Raw genomic sequence first — 14,617 nt, forward strand, 5'->3', positions numbered from 1 at the left:
TCTCGCGCATGATTGCATCGGCGTACACGGCCGTCCAGTAAGTGCATGCTTAGTGCGAGTTGCCCGAATCGCCCCCGGGCTGGTCATGTGCACCCTCTCCGGTCTGTCAGGATGGAGTCATGGGTCAGCCGGTGGAACGCGCGTCAGGAGACGCGTCTGGAGCAGTGCCGACGGGAGCGGCACAGCCGGAACTTCCGCCGGGACAGCGGCTCCAGCGCGGCTGGCCGGTCACGCACTACGGGCCGGTGCCCAAGTTCCGCCCCGAGCGCTGGGACTTCCGGGTCTTCGGCGCCACCGCCGACGGCGAGAAGCACTGCTGGACCCACGAGGAGTTCACGGCCCTGCCGTACACCACCGTGGTGGCCGACCTGCACTGCGTCACGAAGTACAGCATGCTCGGCGCCGAGTGGGGCGGCATCCCCGCGCGCACCGTCCTGGACATCGCCCCGCCCGCGGCGAACGTCACCCATGTGATGGTGTGGGCGGAGTACGGGTTCAGCTCCAACCTGCGCCTGTCCGACTTCACCTCGGAGCGCACCCTCTTCGCCACCCACAAGGACGGCGAACTGCTCACCGCCGAGCACGGCTTCCCGCTCCGCCTGATCGTCCCCCACCTGTACGCCTGGAAAGGCCCCAAGTGGGTCCGCGGCGTGGAGTACATGACCGCCGACCGCCGCGGCTTCTGGGAGGAGCGCGGCTATCACAACCTCGGCGACCCCTGGAAGGAACAGCGCTACTCCTACCAGGAGGAACCGGGAGACGGGCCGGAACTCTGACGCCCGCCCCGGCGGCCGTCCCGGTGCCTGCTCACACCTTCCTCACCCGTCCCTGAGCCGCTTCAGGCGCTCCACGTCCGCCGTGTGGCCCTCCTTGCCGCCCGGGGTCTCGATGATCAGCGGGACACCCTCGGTGGCGGGATGGGTCATCAGGGCGCGGAAGGGGTCCTCGCCGATGTGGCCGGCGCCGATGTTCTCGTGCCGGTCCTTGTGCGCGCCGGCCACGTCCTTGGAGTCGTTGGCGTGGATCAGCCGCAGCCGGCCCTCCCCGACCGTCTTCACCAGCAGGTCCAGCGTTCGGTGCATGCCGTGCGGGCCGGTCAGGTCGTGCCCGGCGGCGAAGATGTGGCAGGTGTCCAGGCACACGCCCAGCCTCGGGTGGGCGTCCAGCGCCTCGAAGTACGGCCCGAAGTCCCAGGTGCGCGAGCACAGCGAGGCACCCTGGCCGGCGGTGGACTCCAGGAGCAGATACGGGTCGTCGTCGTGGCTGAGCTCGTCGAGCAGCGGCAGCATGTGCTCCCGCACCTGCTTCAGCGCGACGGACCGGTCCCGGCCGCCGGTCGCGCTCCCGGTGTGCACGACGACGCCCAGCGCGCCGATCTCCCGACCGCGCCGCAGCGAGTGCCGCAGCGACTCCACCGACCGTTCCACGGTCGCCTCGGTGTGCGAGCCGAAGTTGATCAGGTAAGGGGCGTGGACGTACGCCGGGACCGACTGCTCCGCGCAGGCCGCGCGGAACTGCTCGTCCTGCCGCGGGTTGCCCGCGGGCGTGGCCCAGCCGCGCGGATTGGCGACGAAGACCTGCACGGTCTCGGCCCCGAGGTCATGGGCGTAGGACAGGCCCACGGAGTGCAGTCCGCCGGCGACGGGCACATGGCCGCCGATCGGGTTGCGGGAGGGACCGGGGAGGGGGCGGGACCGCTGACTGCTCACCCGTTCAGGGTGTCACGTGCCCGGCGGCCGGTGGCCGCCGGGCCGCCTCACCGGATGGTGATCGTTATCGTCGAGCCCTTCGGCGCCCGGTCTCCGCCCTTCACCGACTGCTTCTTGACGGTGTCGCCGAACAGCCCGAGCAGCCCGCGGTCCTCCTGCACCTGGAAGCCGGCCTTCTGCAGGGTGTTCTTCGCGTCGCCGACGCTGTTGCCGGTCACGTCCGGCACCTCGACCATCTCCGGGCCCTTGGACAGCGTCAGCGTGACCGTGTCGCCCTCGGCGGCCTGGCTGTCGCCCGCCGGGCTCTGCCGGGCGACCCGGCCCTTGTCGTACTCGGAGTTGACCTGCTCGGAGGAGATCCGCACCTTCAGGCCGGCGTCCCGAAGCTCGGACCGCGCCTCGTCCAGGTCGTCGCCGGTGACGTCCGGCACGTCCACCGCGTGGCCCTTGCTGACGGTGAGCGCGATCGCCGAGCCGGCCCGCCGCTCGGTACCCGCCTCGGGGTCCGTGCCGATCACGACGTCGCGGGGGACGTCGTCGCTGAACTCCCGGCTCACCATGCCCGGCTCCAGGCCCTCCTTCTTCAGCAGGGTCCGCGCCTCGCCCAGCCGGTGGCCCTTCAGGTCGGGCACCCGCACGGTCTCGGGCCCGTCGGAGACCGTGAGCGTCACCGAACCGTGGCTGCGGATCCGGGCGCCCGCCCGCGGGTCGGTGCCGATGACCATGCCGCGCCCGACCGTGTCGCTGTAGGCGTGCTCGACCCGGTCGACGCCGAGGCCGGCCTCCTTGAGCCGCTCCCTGGCCTGCGCCTCGGTCTTCGCCAGCAGCGGCGGGACCTTCGTGAACTGGCCGGAGTTGATGTACCACACGCCCCCGCCGGCCCCGAGGACCAGCAGGACGGCGACGACCACCGTGAGCAGCGTGCGCCGGGGCGACCCGGGGCGCCGCGCGCCGGTCGGCGGCGGTGCGGGCGGGGGAGCCTGAAGGCGGCTGGTGCGGTTGAGGGCGGCCTCGGACGGCGTGCCGTCCCCACCGGTCCCGCCGTCCCCGCCGCGGATCCGCGTCGTCAGCGCGCGCGGGATGACGCTCGTACGGTCCTCCGCGTTGTCGTGCTCCGCGGTGAGGGCCTGGGGCGGCAGCGCGTCCAGCTGGTCCTGGGCGAGCGCGGACCGCGCCTCACGGACCCGTGCGAGCAGCGCGACCGCGTCGTGCGGCCGGATGTCCGGGGTGCGCGCGGTGGCCTCCGCGACCAGTTCGTCCAGCTCGAAGGCCAGTCCCGGCACGGCGGCCGACGGGGGCGGCACGTCCTCGTGGAGGTGCTGGTACAGCACCTGGGCGGGGGACTCCCCCTGGTGGGGCTTGCCGCCGGTCAGCATTTCGTACAGCACGACCCCGCACGCGTACACGTCGACCCGGGGGTCGGCGGTGCCGCGCTCGATCTGCTCCGGCGCGAGGTAGGAGACGGTGCCGAGGACGGCACCGGTGGTGTTCGTCACCGTGTCCACGGACCGGACCAGCCCGAAGTCGGCGACCTTGACCCGGCCGTCGTCCCCTATCAGGACGTTCTCCGGCTTCATGTCGCGGTGCACGAACCCGGCCCGGTGCGCGGCCCCCAGCGCGGCGAGCACCGGCTCCAGGATGTCCAGCGCCGCGCGCGGCTGGAGCGCCCCGCGCTCGCGCAACACGTCGCGCAGGGTGCAGCCGGCCACGTACTCCATGGCGAGGTACACGTACGACCCGTCCGTGCCCTGGTCGAAGACCTGCACGACGTTCGGGTGGGCCAGCCGCGCGACCGACTTGGCCTCCCGGATGAACCGCTCCACGAACGAGCCGTCGGCCGCGAGCGCGGGGTGCATCACCTTGAGCGCGAGGACCCGGTCCAGGCGGGTGTCCAGGGCCCGGTAGACCGTGGCCATCCCGCCGACGGCGATCCGCGCGTCGACGCGATAACGGCCGTCGAGCACCTGCCCGACGAGAGGGTCCTGAAGGGTCGTATCCACGCAGGCGAGTCTACGAGCCGCCACGGACACACTCGGATTTCGGACGCTGTCGCGGCAGGACTGAAGCCGACCTGTGACGCGGCCCACGCACCCGTGAGAGGAGGCGCCTAGAACGCGGGCCGCTCCGGGTCCAGTCTGGCCAGGCCCTCCGCCGGGGACGACGCCTCCGCGAAGTGCCGCTTGGGGATCCGCCCGGCCAGCCGGGCCAGCCGCCCCGCCTCCACGGCGGACCGCATCGCCGCGGCCATCATCACCGGCTCCTGCGCCCGCGTCACCGCGGAGGCGAGCATCACCCCGGCACACCCCAGCTCCATGGCCAGCGCCACGTCCGAGGCCGTACCGGCCCCGGCGTCCAGGATCACCGGCACGCGCGCGTGCTCCACGATCAGCTGGAAGTTGTGCGGGTTGCGGATGCCGAGCCCGGACCCGATGGGCGAGCCCAGAGGCATGATCGCGGCGCAGCCCGCGTCCTCCAGCTTCCGCGCCAGCACTGGATCGTCGTTCGTGTACGGCAGCACCGTGAAACCGTCGTCGACCAGCGTCTCCGCCGCGTCCAGCAGCTCGATCGGGTCCGGCAGCAGCGTGCGCTCGTCGGCGATGACCTCCAGCTTGACGAGGTCCGTGCCCAGCGCCTCCCGCGCCAGCCGGGCGGTGAGCACCGCCTCACCCGCGGTGAAGCAGCCCGCCGTGTTGGGCAGCACCCGGATCCCGAGCGACTCCAGCACCGACAGCACGGAGCCGTGCACCGAGGGGTCCACCCGCCGCATCGCGACCGTGGTCAGCTCCGTGCCGGAGGCCGTGAGCGCCCGCTCCAGCACCTCCAGGCTCGGCGCGCCGCCGGTGCCCATGACCAGCCGGGAGGTGAAGGCCGTACCACCGAGGACGAAGGGATCGTCGGCCATGGCTCAGCCTCCCTGGACGGCGGTCAGCACTTCGACGCGGTCGCCCTCGGCCAGGGCCGTGGACGACCACCGCGCGCGCGGGACGACGGTCTCGTTGAGGGCGGCGGCCACCCCGGAGGGCGCCGCGCTCAGGGTCCGTACGACGGTGTCGAGGGACGTGCCGGGCGTGACCCGGCGGGGCTCGCCGTTGACGGAGATGTTCATACGGGCTGCTCCGTGAGTGCCGTGGCGTGAAAACGCCTGGGGGAGAAGGGACGCACCTCGTCCGGCAGCTCGCCGGTGGTCAGGACGTGCGCCATGGCGTCACCGGTGACCGGCGTGAGCAGCACGCCGTTGCGGTAGTGCCCGGTGGCCAGCAGCAGGCCGTCCAGCCCGGTCGGGCCGAGCAGCGGTGCGTTGTCGGGGGAGCCGGGCCGCAGTCCGGCCCGGGTCTCCGTGAGCGGCAGCTCGGTGATCCCGGGCACCAGCTCGTGCGCGTCGCGCAGCAGCTCGTACACGCCGCCCGCCGTCACCGTCGTGTCCCAGCCCAGCTCCTCGCTCGTGGCCCCGACGACCAGCTCGCCGCTGAGCCGCGGCACCAGGTAGACCTGGCTGCCGCGCACCACGGCCCGCACGGTACGGCTCAGGAACGGCGCGTACCGCTTCGGCACCGCCAGCCGCAGCACCTGCCCCTTCACCGGCCGCACCGGTGGCAGCACGTCGTCCGGGACGCCCGCGAGCCGTCCGCTGTGGCTGCCCGCGGCGAGCACCACCTGGTCCGCGGTCGGCGCGGTGCCGTCGCGCAGCACACAGCCCGTGGCGCGGTCGCGGGCGACGGTGAGCCGCTCGGCCCAGCCGCGGTGGAAGACCACGCCCGCCCGCTCGCAGGCCGCGACCAGGGCGCCGGCGAGCCGCCGCGGGTCGATCTGGTGGTCGCCGTCCACCCGCAGCCCGCCGCGCACGCCCGGCGCGAGCATCGGCTCGAGCCGGCGGCACTCCCGTCCGGACAGCCACTCGGAGTCCAGGCCCGAACGGCGCTGAAGGTCGTGCAGTTCCCGCAGGTGGGCGCGGTCGTCGGCGTCCAGCGCGACCGCGAGGGTGCCGCAGCGGCGGTAGCCGAGGTCGTGGCCGGTCAGCTCGGTCAGCTCGGCCACGAAGTCCGGGTAGCGGCGGGCGGAGGCCAGGTTGAGCCCGAGCAGGGTCTGCTCGCCGTAGTGCAGTTCGGTGACGGCGGCCAGCATCCCGGCGGCCACCTGTGCGGCCCCGCCGCCCGGCTGGGGGTCCACCACGGCCGTGGCGAACCCGCGCTGCGCCGAGCGCCAGGCCGTCACCAGCCCGATGATGCCGCCCCCCACGACGAGGACGCCTGACGTACGTGGCAACGACATGGGCGTCCAGCCCCTCCCTTCGCCGGCATGACCCGGATCAGGTTCGTACGGTCGGAGGCCGCCAGCCTCCCTCTCAGCCCGGTGCGTCCGGGCTCCCGCGAGTGCTTGTACGGTGGCCACCCTAGCCCGCAGAGCATTGCCCCGGTAAGGGAGCCTCCCGCCATGACCCGCCCGCCCGTCTCCCGCCACGACTCTCGGGCGGGTGGCTCCGCCCGGCCCTCTTCCTCGCTCGACGGCCGCGTTCTCGCCCCGGTCGCCGACCAGGCCCCGGGCCAGGTGGGCACGCGCACCCGCTTCATGTATCACGAGCGGAACGGGGAGATCTGGGCCGAGTACGCGGGCGGCGACGTCGTACGCGGCCATTTGGTGGGTACCAGGGAAAGTGACCGGCTCGACTTCCGGTACGTCCAGCTCAAGCAGGACGGGACCACCTCCTCCGGGCACTGCGTGTCGACGGTGGTCGAACTGCCCGACGGGCGGGTGCGGTTGGAGGAGACCTGGCGCTGGGAGTCGCAGCCCGGCAGTGGGACGAGCGTGGTGGAAGAGGTTGTGGAGCAGGTCACCTCGCACGCTCCTGACTGACGGTTTGTCAGGTGACTTATGGTGATCAGGTGAGCGACCAGACGCAGGAGCAGGGCACAACAGGGCCGCGGCGCGTGGTCGTCGCGGGCGCGGGCATGGCCGGCGTGCAGACCGCGGTCGCCCTGCGCGAGCAGGGCTTCACCGGCACCGTGACACTGATCGGCGCCGAACCCCACCAGCCCTACGACCGGCCGCCGCTGTCCAAGGCCGTCCTGCTCGGCAAGGCCGAGGGCTCCGCCTTCGACATCGACTTCGAGGCGCTCGGCCTCGAACTGCGGCTCGGCTGCGACGCGCTGGCCGTGCGGCCCGACCCGCATGTGCTGGAGACCTCGGCGGGGCCGGTGCCGTACGACGTGCTCGTCCTGGCCACCGGTGCCGAACCGATCCGGCTGCCCGGCGTGGAGGGAGTCCCCGGGGTCCACCTGCTGCGCACCCTGGACGACGCCGAACGGCTGCGGCCGGTGCTCACCGAGCAGCACGACATCGTGGTCGTCGGCGCGGGCTGGATCGGCGCCGAGTTCGCCACCGCCGCGCGTGAGGCGGGCTGCGCCGTGACCGTCGTGGAGGCCGCGGACCGGCCGCTCGCGGGGGCGCTGCCCGCGGAGGTGGCCGCGCCGATGACCGCCTGGTACGCCGACAGCGGCGCCGAACTGCGTACCCGCGCGCGCGTGGAGCGCGTCGAACCCGGCGCGGTGGTGCTCGACGACGGCACGCGGCTGCCCGCGGGCGCCGTCGTGGTCGGCATCGGCGCGCGCCCCGCCACCGGCTGGCTGGCCGGCTCGGGCATCGAGCTGGGCCGGCACGGGGACGTCCTGGCCGACGACCACCTGCGCACGTCCGTGCCGGACGTGTACGCCGTCGGCGACTGCGCCTCCTTCCCCTCGGGACGGTACGGCGAGCGCCTGCTGATCCACCACTGGGACAACGCGCTCCAGGGCCCGCGCACGGTCGCGGCCGACATCGTCGGCCTCACCCCCGTGGTCTACGACCCGGTGCCGTACTTCTGGTCCGAGCAGTTCGGGCGCTTCGTGCAGTACGCCGGCCACCACACGTCGGCCGACACCGTCGTCTGGCGCGGCGATCGCACCGGACCTGCATGGACGGTCTGTTGGCTCCGCGAGGGCCGGCTCGTCGCTCTGCTGGCCGTCGGCCGACCGCGGGATCTGGCGCAGGGGCGGCGGCTGATCGCGTCCGGCACGCCCATGGATGCGCGGCTGCTGGCGGACCCGGCGAAGCCCCTGAAGACGGCGACGGCGTGAGGCACGCGGCCCCGGGTGGACGGGCCTGGCTTCCGAGTGTCAGTGGCAGATGGCACGCTTGTTTCCGTGACCGAGATTGACACGAAGATCGATGCTCTCGTCCCTGCCTGGCTCACCCTTCCCGACATCGCCGAACAGCTCGGCGTCGAGGTGACACGTGTGCGTCAGCTGGTCAAGGAGGGCCAGCTCATCGCCGTACGCCGGGGTGAGAACCGCGCACTGCACGTCCCCGCCGCCTTCATCGACGGCGACAAGGTCGTCAAGGGCCTGTCCGGCACCCTGACGCTCCTGAGGGACGACGGCTTCACGGTCGAAGAGATGATCGAATGGCTGTTCACCCCCGACCCGACCCTGCCGGGCACCCCCGCCCAGGCCCTGAGTGAGAACCGCGGCACAGAGGTGAAGCGCCGCGCCCAGGCCCTCGCCGTCTGACCCGGCCATCCGCCTGCGCACCCGGCCCCGGCCTCCGGCCGGGGCCTCGGTGTTCCCGCAGGCCGGGCCGGCGGGGCGGGTAGGGTCCGTCCGAGTGGTCGGACGAGCCACCCAACCGACGAGCCGGGGGGAACCCGCGTATGCCTGAGACCGCCGCCATGGCCGACGCCCGTGACCGGCTCGGTGACGCGCGCCTGTATCTGTGCACGGACGCCCGGAGGCGGCAGGGGGACCTGGCCGAGTTCCTGAACGCGGTGCTGGCGGCGGGCGTCGACATCGTGCAGTTGCGGGACAAGGGCATGGAGGCCGGGGAGGAGCTGGACCGGCTGGCGGTGTTCGCCGACGCCTGCGCCCGGCACGGCAAGCTGCTCGCGGTCAACGACCGGGCGGACGTCGCCCACGCGGCCCGTGCCGATGTGCTGCACCTGGGGCAGGGGGACCTTCCCGTGCCCGCCGCCCGCGCGATCCTCGGCGACGGCGTCCTGATCGGCCGGTCCACGCACGCCGAGGACGAGGCCGCCGCCGCGGCCGTGCAGGACGGCGTGGACTACTTCTGCACCGGACCCTGCTGGCCCACGCCCACCAAGCCCGGCCGTCCCGCACCCGGCCTCGACCTGGTCCGGTACACCGCCTCGCTCGGCACCGGCCGGCCCTGGTTCGCCATCGGCGGCATCGGCCTCGGCAACCTGGACCAGGTCCTGGAGGCCGGCGCCCGCCGTGTCGTCGTGGTCCGGGCGATCACCGAGGCCGACGACCCCGGAGCGGCGGCGGCCGAGTTCGCCGCGCGGCTGAGGCAGGCCGGATAGGGGGCGGCGCGACACGGCCGGACGCGGCGGCCGGTCGTCTCATTACCCGGACAGTCGACCCGGCCCGACTCGCTCATTTCCGGCCCCGTTGTCCGAAGGGTGGACAAGAAGCCGACAATTCACGCAAATTTCCGGGGCTCGGTTGGGAGTCCGCCGCGCCCTGGATAGCCTGCCAGTATGGCCCTCGGAACCGCATCCACCAGGACTGATCGCGCGCGCACCGTGCGTGACATGCTCGCCACCGGCAAGAGCACGTACTCCTTCGAGTTCTGGGCGCCGAAGACGGCGAAGGGCGAGCGCAGCCTGTGGAACGCGCTGCGCAGGATCGAGGCCGTCGCCCCCGACTTCGTCTCGGTGACGTACGGCGCCGGCGGCTCCACCCGCGCGGGCACGGTGCGGGCGACCGAGCAGATCGTGTCCGACACCACGCTCACCCCTGTGGCGCACCTCACTGCCGTCAACCACTCCGTGGCGGAGCTGCGCAACATCATCGGCCAGTACGCCGACGCCGGGATCCGCAACATGCTCGCCGTGCGCGGCGACCCGCCCGGCGACCCGATGGGCGAGTGGGTCCCGCACCCCCGCGGACTGACGTACGCCGCCGAACTCGTCCGGCTCATCAAGGAGTCGGGCGACTTCTGCGTCGGCGTGGCGGCCTTCCCCGAGATGCACCCCCGCTCCGCCGACTGGGACACCGACGTCGCGCACTTCGTCGACAAGTGCCGTGCGGGCGCCGACTACGCCATCACGCAGATGTTCTTCGATCCGGAGTCGTACCTCCGCCTGCGCGACCGCGTCGCCGCGGCCGGTTGCGCGACACCCGTCATTCCCGAGATCATGCCGGTCACGAGCGTGAAGATGCTCGAGCGGCTGCCCCAACTCAGCAACGCCGCCATCCCGGACGACCTCAAAGAGCGGATCCGCGCGGCGGAGGACGATCCGGCGGCGGTACGCTCCCTTGGGATCGAGTTCGCCACCGAGTTCTGCGCACGGCTGCAGGCCGAGGGAGTGCCCGGGCTGCACTTCATCACGCTCAACAACTCCACGGCGACGCTGGAAATCTACGAAAACCTGGGTCTGCACCACCGGCCGCGGACCTAGACCGGCCGCACCCGCGTACGACACACTGCGTAGCGGCCACTGGGAGAGGGGCGTACATGGGCTGGACGGTCCTCTACATCGCGTTCGGCATCGTCGCGCTGTGGCTGCTGGGCGAGGTGCTGCTGCAGTACAAGGCGCGGTTGCGCTGGCGGCTGCTGGCCTTCGCCGGCTTCCTCTGCGTCGTCCTCGGGGTCCTGATCCCGTCCGTCGTCGTGATCGGTCTGGGCGCGGCCGCCTTCGCGGTGGGCCAGACCTACGTCACGCTGTCCTTCCGGCGCGGCTTCGCGGCGGGCTGGGCGGTCAACCGTCCCGGCGCCGAAGACGGCAAGCCGCGCCGCCGCGGCAAGGCCGAGCACCAGGACCCGACCCTGGAGGTCTCCGACCTCGAGGTGTCCGACGGCGAGACCGGCACCATGCAGGCCCTGCCCGGCCACGACGGCCTGTCCTACGGCCACGGCGACGACGACGGCGACGACGTCTTCACCCCCGCCCGAGCGACCCAGCCCGCGGTCGCCGAGGCCACCGCCGTGTACGAGCCGCAGCCCCTGCCCGACGACACCGGTTCCTACGGCGTCTACGGAGACTCGGCCCACCGGGGCGGCACGCAGTCGCCCTATCCGGGGGCCGGCCCGACCCAGGACCAGTACGCCACCGCGGCCCAGGGCGCCGACCAGAGCCACACGTACGACTACTCCGGCTACGGGCAGCAGGGTTACGGCTACGACGCCTCCGGCCAGCAGCAGTACGCCGCCTACTCCGACCCGTACGCCGGCACCCAGACCTACGGCGGCGGCTCCTACGACACCGGCTACGGCGGCCAGCAGGACTACGGCCAGCAGGGCTACGGCACCCAGGACGCCTACGCCGGCGGCTACGGCGGCGAGACCCCGGCCGGCGGGGTGTGGGTGCCGCAGCAGCGCACCGACGAGTCCTACGGCGGCGAACTCCCGCAGGAGCAGCAGCAGTCCTACCCGTACCAGGGCAACAACCACGGTCAGCCGCAGCACGGCACGGGCTTCGACGAGCAGTACCGCTTCTGAACGCTCGCCGGCTCACTGGGAGCCGCGGAACTCCGGTCCTTCCACGATCAGCCCGGCCACCAGCGCCCCCGACATCCCGGCGTGCGGCAGCCCGCCCCCGGGGTGCGACCAGCCGCCGACGGTGAACAGGCCGGCGAGTCCCGTGGTGTTCGCCGGGTGCAGCAGGCGCCCCCGGGCGCCCGCGAGCGCCGGCGCGGGGACGGCCCCGCCCTCCGCGCCCGTCACCCGGGCGATGTCGGCCGGGGTGCGCACCTCGTGCCAGAGCAGGCGGTCGCGGAGCCCGGGTATCGCCCGCGAGGCGACGGCGATCATGCGGTCGGCCTGCTTCTGCGGATCCGCGGAGGCGGACGCCGGGACCGTCGCCGTGAGCGTGACCGCCTCGTGCTCCGGGTCCGGGACCAGCGCAGGGTCGCCGGGGCGCGACACCGCGACCGTGGGCCGCGCGGGCAGCCCGGGGGCCGTACCGAACAGCGCGTCGAGTTCGGCCGCGCGGTCGTCGGTGTGCACGACGGTCCGGTGGGCCGTCCCCTCGGGGCGGCCCCCGCGCAGCGCCAGCAGCACGGTCAGGCGGCTCGGCGCACCGGGCTGCGGCGGCACCTCGCCCGCACCCCGCAGGGCCGTACCCCGGGCCATGCCGTCCAGCAACCGGGGAGGCACGCCGGCGACCACGAACTCCGCCTCGGCCACGGTCCCGTCGGCGAGCTCCACGCCCGCCGCCCGGCCATCCTTGCCGACGATCCCCGTGACCTCGGTGCCGAGGGCGAACTCGACCCGGCGGGCCAGGCACCGCTCGTACACCGCGCGCGCCAGTTCGCGCAGACCGCCGCGCACGTACCAGGTGCCGAAGGCGTGGTCCAGGTACGGCAGTACGGCCGCGCTCGCCGGGGCGGTCCGCGGATCGAGGCCGTACGCGAGCGCGTGGCTCTCCAGGAGGGCGGCCAGGCGCGTGTCGCGCAGCTCCCAGGCACCGACCTCGGCGAGCGTGCCGGCCTGCCGGGTGCGCAGCAGGCGCTTGTGCGGCACCGCCGGGTAGGGCTCACGCTCGGCCAGCACCTGCCAGTTGGGCCACAGCGGCTCCTCCAGGAGCGGGCGGCGGGCGCGGTCCCAGGCCTCGCGGGCCCGCACCAGGAAGTCGCCCCAGCGCCGTCCGGCGCCCGCGCCGAGGGCTTCGTCCAGAGCGGCGACGACGCCCGCGCGCGAGACGTTCGGCAGGGACACCGCGGTGCCGTCAGCGAAGACGTGCCGCGCGGACGGGTCCACCTGGACCAGCTCGACGAGGTCCTCCAGCGGCTCCTTGCCGGTCTTGACGAACAGATCGCGGTAGACCGCGGGCAGCGGGAGCAGCCCGGGGCCGGTGTCGAAGGCGAAACCGTCCCGCTCGAAACGGCGCAGCGCGCCGCCGTACGTCTCCGTACGCTCGTACACCGTCACCCGGTGGCCCGCGACGGCCAGCCGGGCGGCGGTCGCCATCGCGCCCATCCCGGCGCCGATCACCGCAATCCGTGCCATGAGCGCGACTTTATCGACCGCCACCGACAATCCCGGCCACGGGGGCGTTGACCAGCGGCTTCCCGGATGCGCGGGACCGCGGGCGCGGTCAGCCCGGCGGTGACCCCGCCTCGGCCGCGAGGCGGCGTTTCTCCTCCCGGCGCTGGGCCCGGCGGCGCAGGAAGCGGCGGATCCGGGAGACCAGGAAGGCGACGATCACGGCCCCGGCGAGCAGCAGGACGCCCGCGACGACCGCCGCGGCCACCGGATGGAAGATCGCGAAGGTGACCAGTCCGGCCACTCCGAGGTCCTCGGCCAGGCTCACGACCATGTTGCTCACGGGCTCGGGGGAGGTGTTGACCGCCATCCGCGTCCCGGCCTTCACCAAATGGCTGGCCAGCGCCGTACCGCCGCCGACCAGGCCCGCCGTGACGTCCGACAGCGAGCCGCTCTGCCCCGCGAGCAGCGCGCCCACCCAGGCCCCGGCGACCGGGCGGATCACGGTGTGCGCCGTGTCCCACACCGAGTCCACGTAGGGGATCTTGTCGGCGACCGCCTCCAGAAGGAACAGCACGCCCGACGCGATCAGCACCTCCGGCCGCTGCAGGGTGCCGGGGACGTCGTCGCTCAGTCCCGTCGCGCCGAACACACCGAGCAGCAGCACCACCGCGTACGCGTTGATGCCGCTGGCCCAGCCGCTTGTGAACACCATGGGGAGTACGGACACGGAGGCGATCGTAGCCAGCGGGCCGCCCGGCGTCCTGGGTGCGGGCACGCAGGACTGAGTATCCGTACCTAGCAAGCGAGATGAGTACGCGCACGGATGGGCCGCGGACCGCGCGGACGAGAGAGTGGGGAGCACGGAAGGGGGCACGGCGCCGGCACCGCCGACACGGGGCGGCGGAACGGCGCGGCCCTCGACCGCTCCTTCCGCCGGCCCAGGCCGCCGGGAGCGAGGTACGGGGGAGCCCGGGGGAAACGACCGGACGGGGCTCGACGGGGGTAAGGGAAACGCCGGTGCGCGGTGGCCCGCGGGGGACGCGGCCAGGGCGCACCGGCGTTTTCGCGCGCCCGGCCCGAGTGCGCCCGGCGGCCGCGGCCTCAGAGACGCCCGCCGACCCGTCCCTGAAGGAGCCGGGACAGCGCCGCGTGCACGTCGTCCAGGGAACGCTGGGGCTGGAAGGACTTCCAGTCAAGCGCGGCCACCAGCACCATGCCGACCAGCGCGGCCGCGGTCAGCGGCACGTCGAGGCCCTCGCTGAACTCCCCGTGTGCCATGCCCTCGCGCAGCACGCCCTCGACGACCGCGACCGCCTCCTGCCGCACCACCAGGAGCGTGGACTGCCAGGACCGGTTGGTGCGCCACAACTCGGCCACGTAGAGCTGGGTGAAGGCCGGGTAGCGGTCGATGAAGACGAGCCCGGCGCGGACCATGGCGTCCAGGGCGTCCACCCGGCTGCCGCCCTCCCGGGCCGTCCGCTCGGCCGCCTCGCGCAGGGAGGCGGTGAGCAGTCCCACGCCGTGCCGCAGCAGCTCCTCGAAGAGGACGGACTTGCTGGCGAAGTTGTAGTAGACCGTGCCCTTGGCGACCCCCGCCCGCTCGGCGATCTCGTCCACCGTGGTGGCGGAGAACCCCTGCTCGGCGATGAGGGTCACGGCCGCCTCGTAGAGCTTCTGCCGGGTGGCCTCGCGGCGGGTACGGCCGCCCGGCGTGGCGCTGCTGCGTTCCATGGCCCTGATTGTCACAGGTCGGCACCTCCCGGAGGGCGCGGAAGAGGAGGCCGGCGGGGGGGGGGGGGGGGGGGGCCCCCCCCCCCCCCCCCCCCCCCCCCCCCCCCAACACAACAAAAAAAAAAAAAAAAAACAAAACACAACAACCCACCCCCCACCCCACACACACCCCCCCCCACCCCACCCACCCCCCCACCACG

15 protein-coding genes and 1 riboswitch are annotated in these 14,617 nt (G+C 73.4%); of the genes, 7 read left to right on the top strand and 8 right to left on the bottom strand.

Annotation, left to right across the window (positions count from 1 at the left end; translation table 11 throughout):
- Window positions 1–119 precede the first annotated feature (119 nt).
- Window positions 120–776, top strand: a complete 657-nt coding sequence (locus ABZ818_RS02480) for a sulfite oxidase-like oxidoreductase (protein WP_361409514.1) — start codon at window positions 120–122, stop codon at window positions 774–776.
- Window positions 777–818: 42 nt separating this feature from the next.
- Here the strand turns inward: ABZ818_RS02480 and ABZ818_RS02485 are convergent, their stop codons facing one another.
- From ABZ818_RS02485 to thiO, 5 genes are all read right to left on the bottom strand, one after another.
- Window positions 819–1,709 (bottom strand): deoxyribonuclease IV, encoded by an 891-nt coding sequence (locus ABZ818_RS02485; protein WP_361409516.1) that lies wholly within the window; start codon window positions 1,707–1,709, stop codon window positions 819–821.
- A gap of 47 nt (window positions 1,710–1,756) precedes the next feature.
- Window positions 1,757–3,709, bottom strand: coding sequence for a Stk1 family PASTA domain-containing Ser/Thr kinase (pknB, locus tag ABZ818_RS02490; protein ID WP_361409519.1), 1,953 nt, complete (start codon window positions 3,707–3,709; stop codon window positions 1,757–1,759).
- A 107-nt stretch (window positions 3,710–3,816) separates the two neighbouring features.
- The gene (locus ABZ818_RS02495; protein ID WP_361409521.1) at window positions 3,817–4,611 is read right to left on the bottom strand and encodes a thiazole synthase; all 795 of its coding nucleotides are present in this window, start codon (window positions 4,609–4,611) and stop codon (window positions 3,817–3,819) included.
- A 3-nt stretch (window positions 4,612–4,614) separates the two neighbouring features.
- The gene (gene thiS, locus ABZ818_RS02500) at window positions 4,615–4,815 is read right to left on the bottom strand and encodes a sulfur carrier protein ThiS (RefSeq protein ID WP_225074304.1); all 201 of its coding nucleotides are present in this window, start codon (window positions 4,813–4,815) and stop codon (window positions 4,615–4,617) included.
- A complete protein-coding gene (gene thiO / locus ABZ818_RS02505; protein WP_361409525.1) occupies window positions 4,812–5,978 on the bottom strand; it encodes a glycine oxidase ThiO in 1,167 nt (388 codons plus the stop codon). The genes thiS and thiO overlap by 4 nt, the downstream gene beginning before the upstream one ends.
- Window positions 5,976–6,087: riboswitch (TPP riboswitch) on the bottom strand. (Overlaps the previous gene by 3 nt.)
- Before the next feature lie 53 nt (window positions 6,088–6,140).
- Between thiO and ABZ818_RS02510 the strand changes: the two genes are divergently transcribed.
- The 6 genes from ABZ818_RS02510 to ABZ818_RS02535 all read left to right on the top strand — a co-directional run bounded on the left by ABZ818_RS02510 (window position 6,141) and on the right by ABZ818_RS02535 (window position 11,198).
- Window positions 6,141–6,560 carry a hypothetical protein gene (locus ABZ818_RS02510; RefSeq protein ID WP_361409528.1) on the top strand — a complete coding sequence of 140 codons (420 nt, stop codon included), beginning with the start codon at window positions 6,141–6,143 and terminating at the stop codon, window positions 6,558–6,560.
- 29 nt (window positions 6,561–6,589) lie between these two features.
- Window positions 6,590–7,819 (top strand): FAD-dependent oxidoreductase, encoded by a 1,230-nt coding sequence (locus ABZ818_RS02515; protein WP_361409531.1) that lies wholly within the window; start codon window positions 6,590–6,592, stop codon window positions 7,817–7,819.
- Window positions 7,820–7,885: 66 nt separating this feature from the next.
- Window positions 7,886–8,251, top strand: a complete 366-nt coding sequence (locus ABZ818_RS02520; RefSeq protein ID WP_141361701.1) for a helix-turn-helix domain-containing protein — start codon at window positions 7,886–7,888, stop codon at window positions 8,249–8,251.
- Between the two features lie 140 nt (window positions 8,252–8,391).
- Window positions 8,392–9,057, top strand: a complete 666-nt coding sequence (thiE, locus tag ABZ818_RS02525) for a thiamine phosphate synthase (RefSeq protein ID WP_361409535.1) — start codon at window positions 8,392–8,394, stop codon at window positions 9,055–9,057.
- A gap of 177 nt (window positions 9,058–9,234) precedes the next feature.
- Window positions 9,235–10,158 carry a methylenetetrahydrofolate reductase [NAD(P)H] gene (gene metF, locus ABZ818_RS02530; RefSeq protein WP_361409539.1) on the top strand — a complete coding sequence of 308 codons (924 nt, stop codon included), beginning with the start codon at window positions 9,235–9,237 and terminating at the stop codon, window positions 10,156–10,158.
- 56 nt (window positions 10,159–10,214) lie between these two features.
- Window positions 10,215–11,198: a hypothetical protein gene (locus ABZ818_RS02535; protein ID WP_361409542.1), complete on the top strand. Its 984-nt coding sequence runs from the start codon at window positions 10,215–10,217 to the stop codon at window positions 11,196–11,198.
- 12 nt (window positions 11,199–11,210) lie between these two features.
- On the opposite strand, the gene ABZ818_RS02540 is transcribed toward ABZ818_RS02535, so the two are convergent.
- The 3 genes from ABZ818_RS02540 to ABZ818_RS02550 all read right to left on the bottom strand — a co-directional run bounded on the left by ABZ818_RS02540 (window position 11,211) and on the right by ABZ818_RS02550 (window position 14,417).
- On the bottom strand, window positions 11,211–12,707 hold the full coding sequence (locus ABZ818_RS02540; protein WP_361409545.1) for an NAD(P)/FAD-dependent oxidoreductase: 1,497 nt from the start codon (window positions 12,705–12,707) through the stop codon (window positions 11,211–11,213).
- 88 nt (window positions 12,708–12,795) lie between these two features.
- Window positions 12,796–13,413, bottom strand: a complete 618-nt coding sequence (locus ABZ818_RS02545) for a DUF4126 domain-containing protein (RefSeq protein WP_361409548.1) — start codon at window positions 13,411–13,413, stop codon at window positions 12,796–12,798.
- Window positions 13,414–13,787: 374 nt separating this feature from the next.
- Window positions 13,788–14,417, bottom strand: coding sequence for a TetR/AcrR family transcriptional regulator (locus tag ABZ818_RS02550; protein ID WP_361409551.1), 630 nt, complete (start codon window positions 14,415–14,417; stop codon window positions 13,788–13,790).
- Window positions 14,418–14,617: the final 200 nt, after the last annotated feature.

The organism is Streptomyces sp. NPDC047453 (genome assembly GCF_040643155.1).
In the GTDB taxonomy this organism is placed as follows: domain Bacteria; phylum Actinomycetota; class Actinomycetes; order Streptomycetales; family Streptomycetaceae; genus Streptomyces.

What these genes read in the sequence shown, in the direction of transcription:
- ABZ818_RS02480 (WP_361409514.1), top strand. Translation starts at nt 120, where the DNA reads ATGGGTCAGCCGGTGGAACGCGCGTCAGGAGACGCGTCTGGAGCAGTG.
- ABZ818_RS02495 (WP_361409521.1), bottom strand. Translation starts at nt 4,611, where the DNA reads ATGGCCGACGATCCCTTCGTCCTCGGTGGTACGGCCTTCACCTCCCGG.
- thiS (WP_225074304.1), bottom strand. Translation starts at nt 4,815, where the DNA reads ATGAACATCTCCGTCAACGGCGAGCCCCGCCGGGTCACGCCCGGCACG.
- thiO (WP_361409525.1), bottom strand. Translation starts at nt 5,978, where the DNA reads ATGTCGTTGCCACGTACGTCAGGCGTCCTCGTCGTGGGGGGCGGCATC.
- ABZ818_RS02510 (WP_361409528.1), top strand. Translation starts at nt 6,141, where the DNA reads ATGACCCGCCCGCCCGTCTCCCGCCACGACTCTCGGGCGGGTGGCTCC.
- thiE (WP_361409535.1), top strand. Translation starts at nt 8,392, where the DNA reads ATGCCTGAGACCGCCGCCATGGCCGACGCCCGTGACCGGCTCGGTGAC.
- metF (WP_361409539.1), top strand. Translation starts at nt 9,235, where the DNA reads ATGGCCCTCGGAACCGCATCCACCAGGACTGATCGCGCGCGCACCGTG.
- ABZ818_RS02535 (WP_361409542.1), top strand. Translation starts at nt 10,215, where the DNA reads ATGGGCTGGACGGTCCTCTACATCGCGTTCGGCATCGTCGCGCTGTGG.
- ABZ818_RS02540 (WP_361409545.1), bottom strand. Translation starts at nt 12,707, where the DNA reads ATGGCACGGATTGCGGTGATCGGCGCCGGGATGGGCGCGATGGCGACC.
- ABZ818_RS02550 (WP_361409551.1), bottom strand. Translation starts at nt 14,417, where the DNA reads ATGGAACGCAGCAGCGCCACGCCGGGCGGCCGTACCCGCCGCGAGGCC.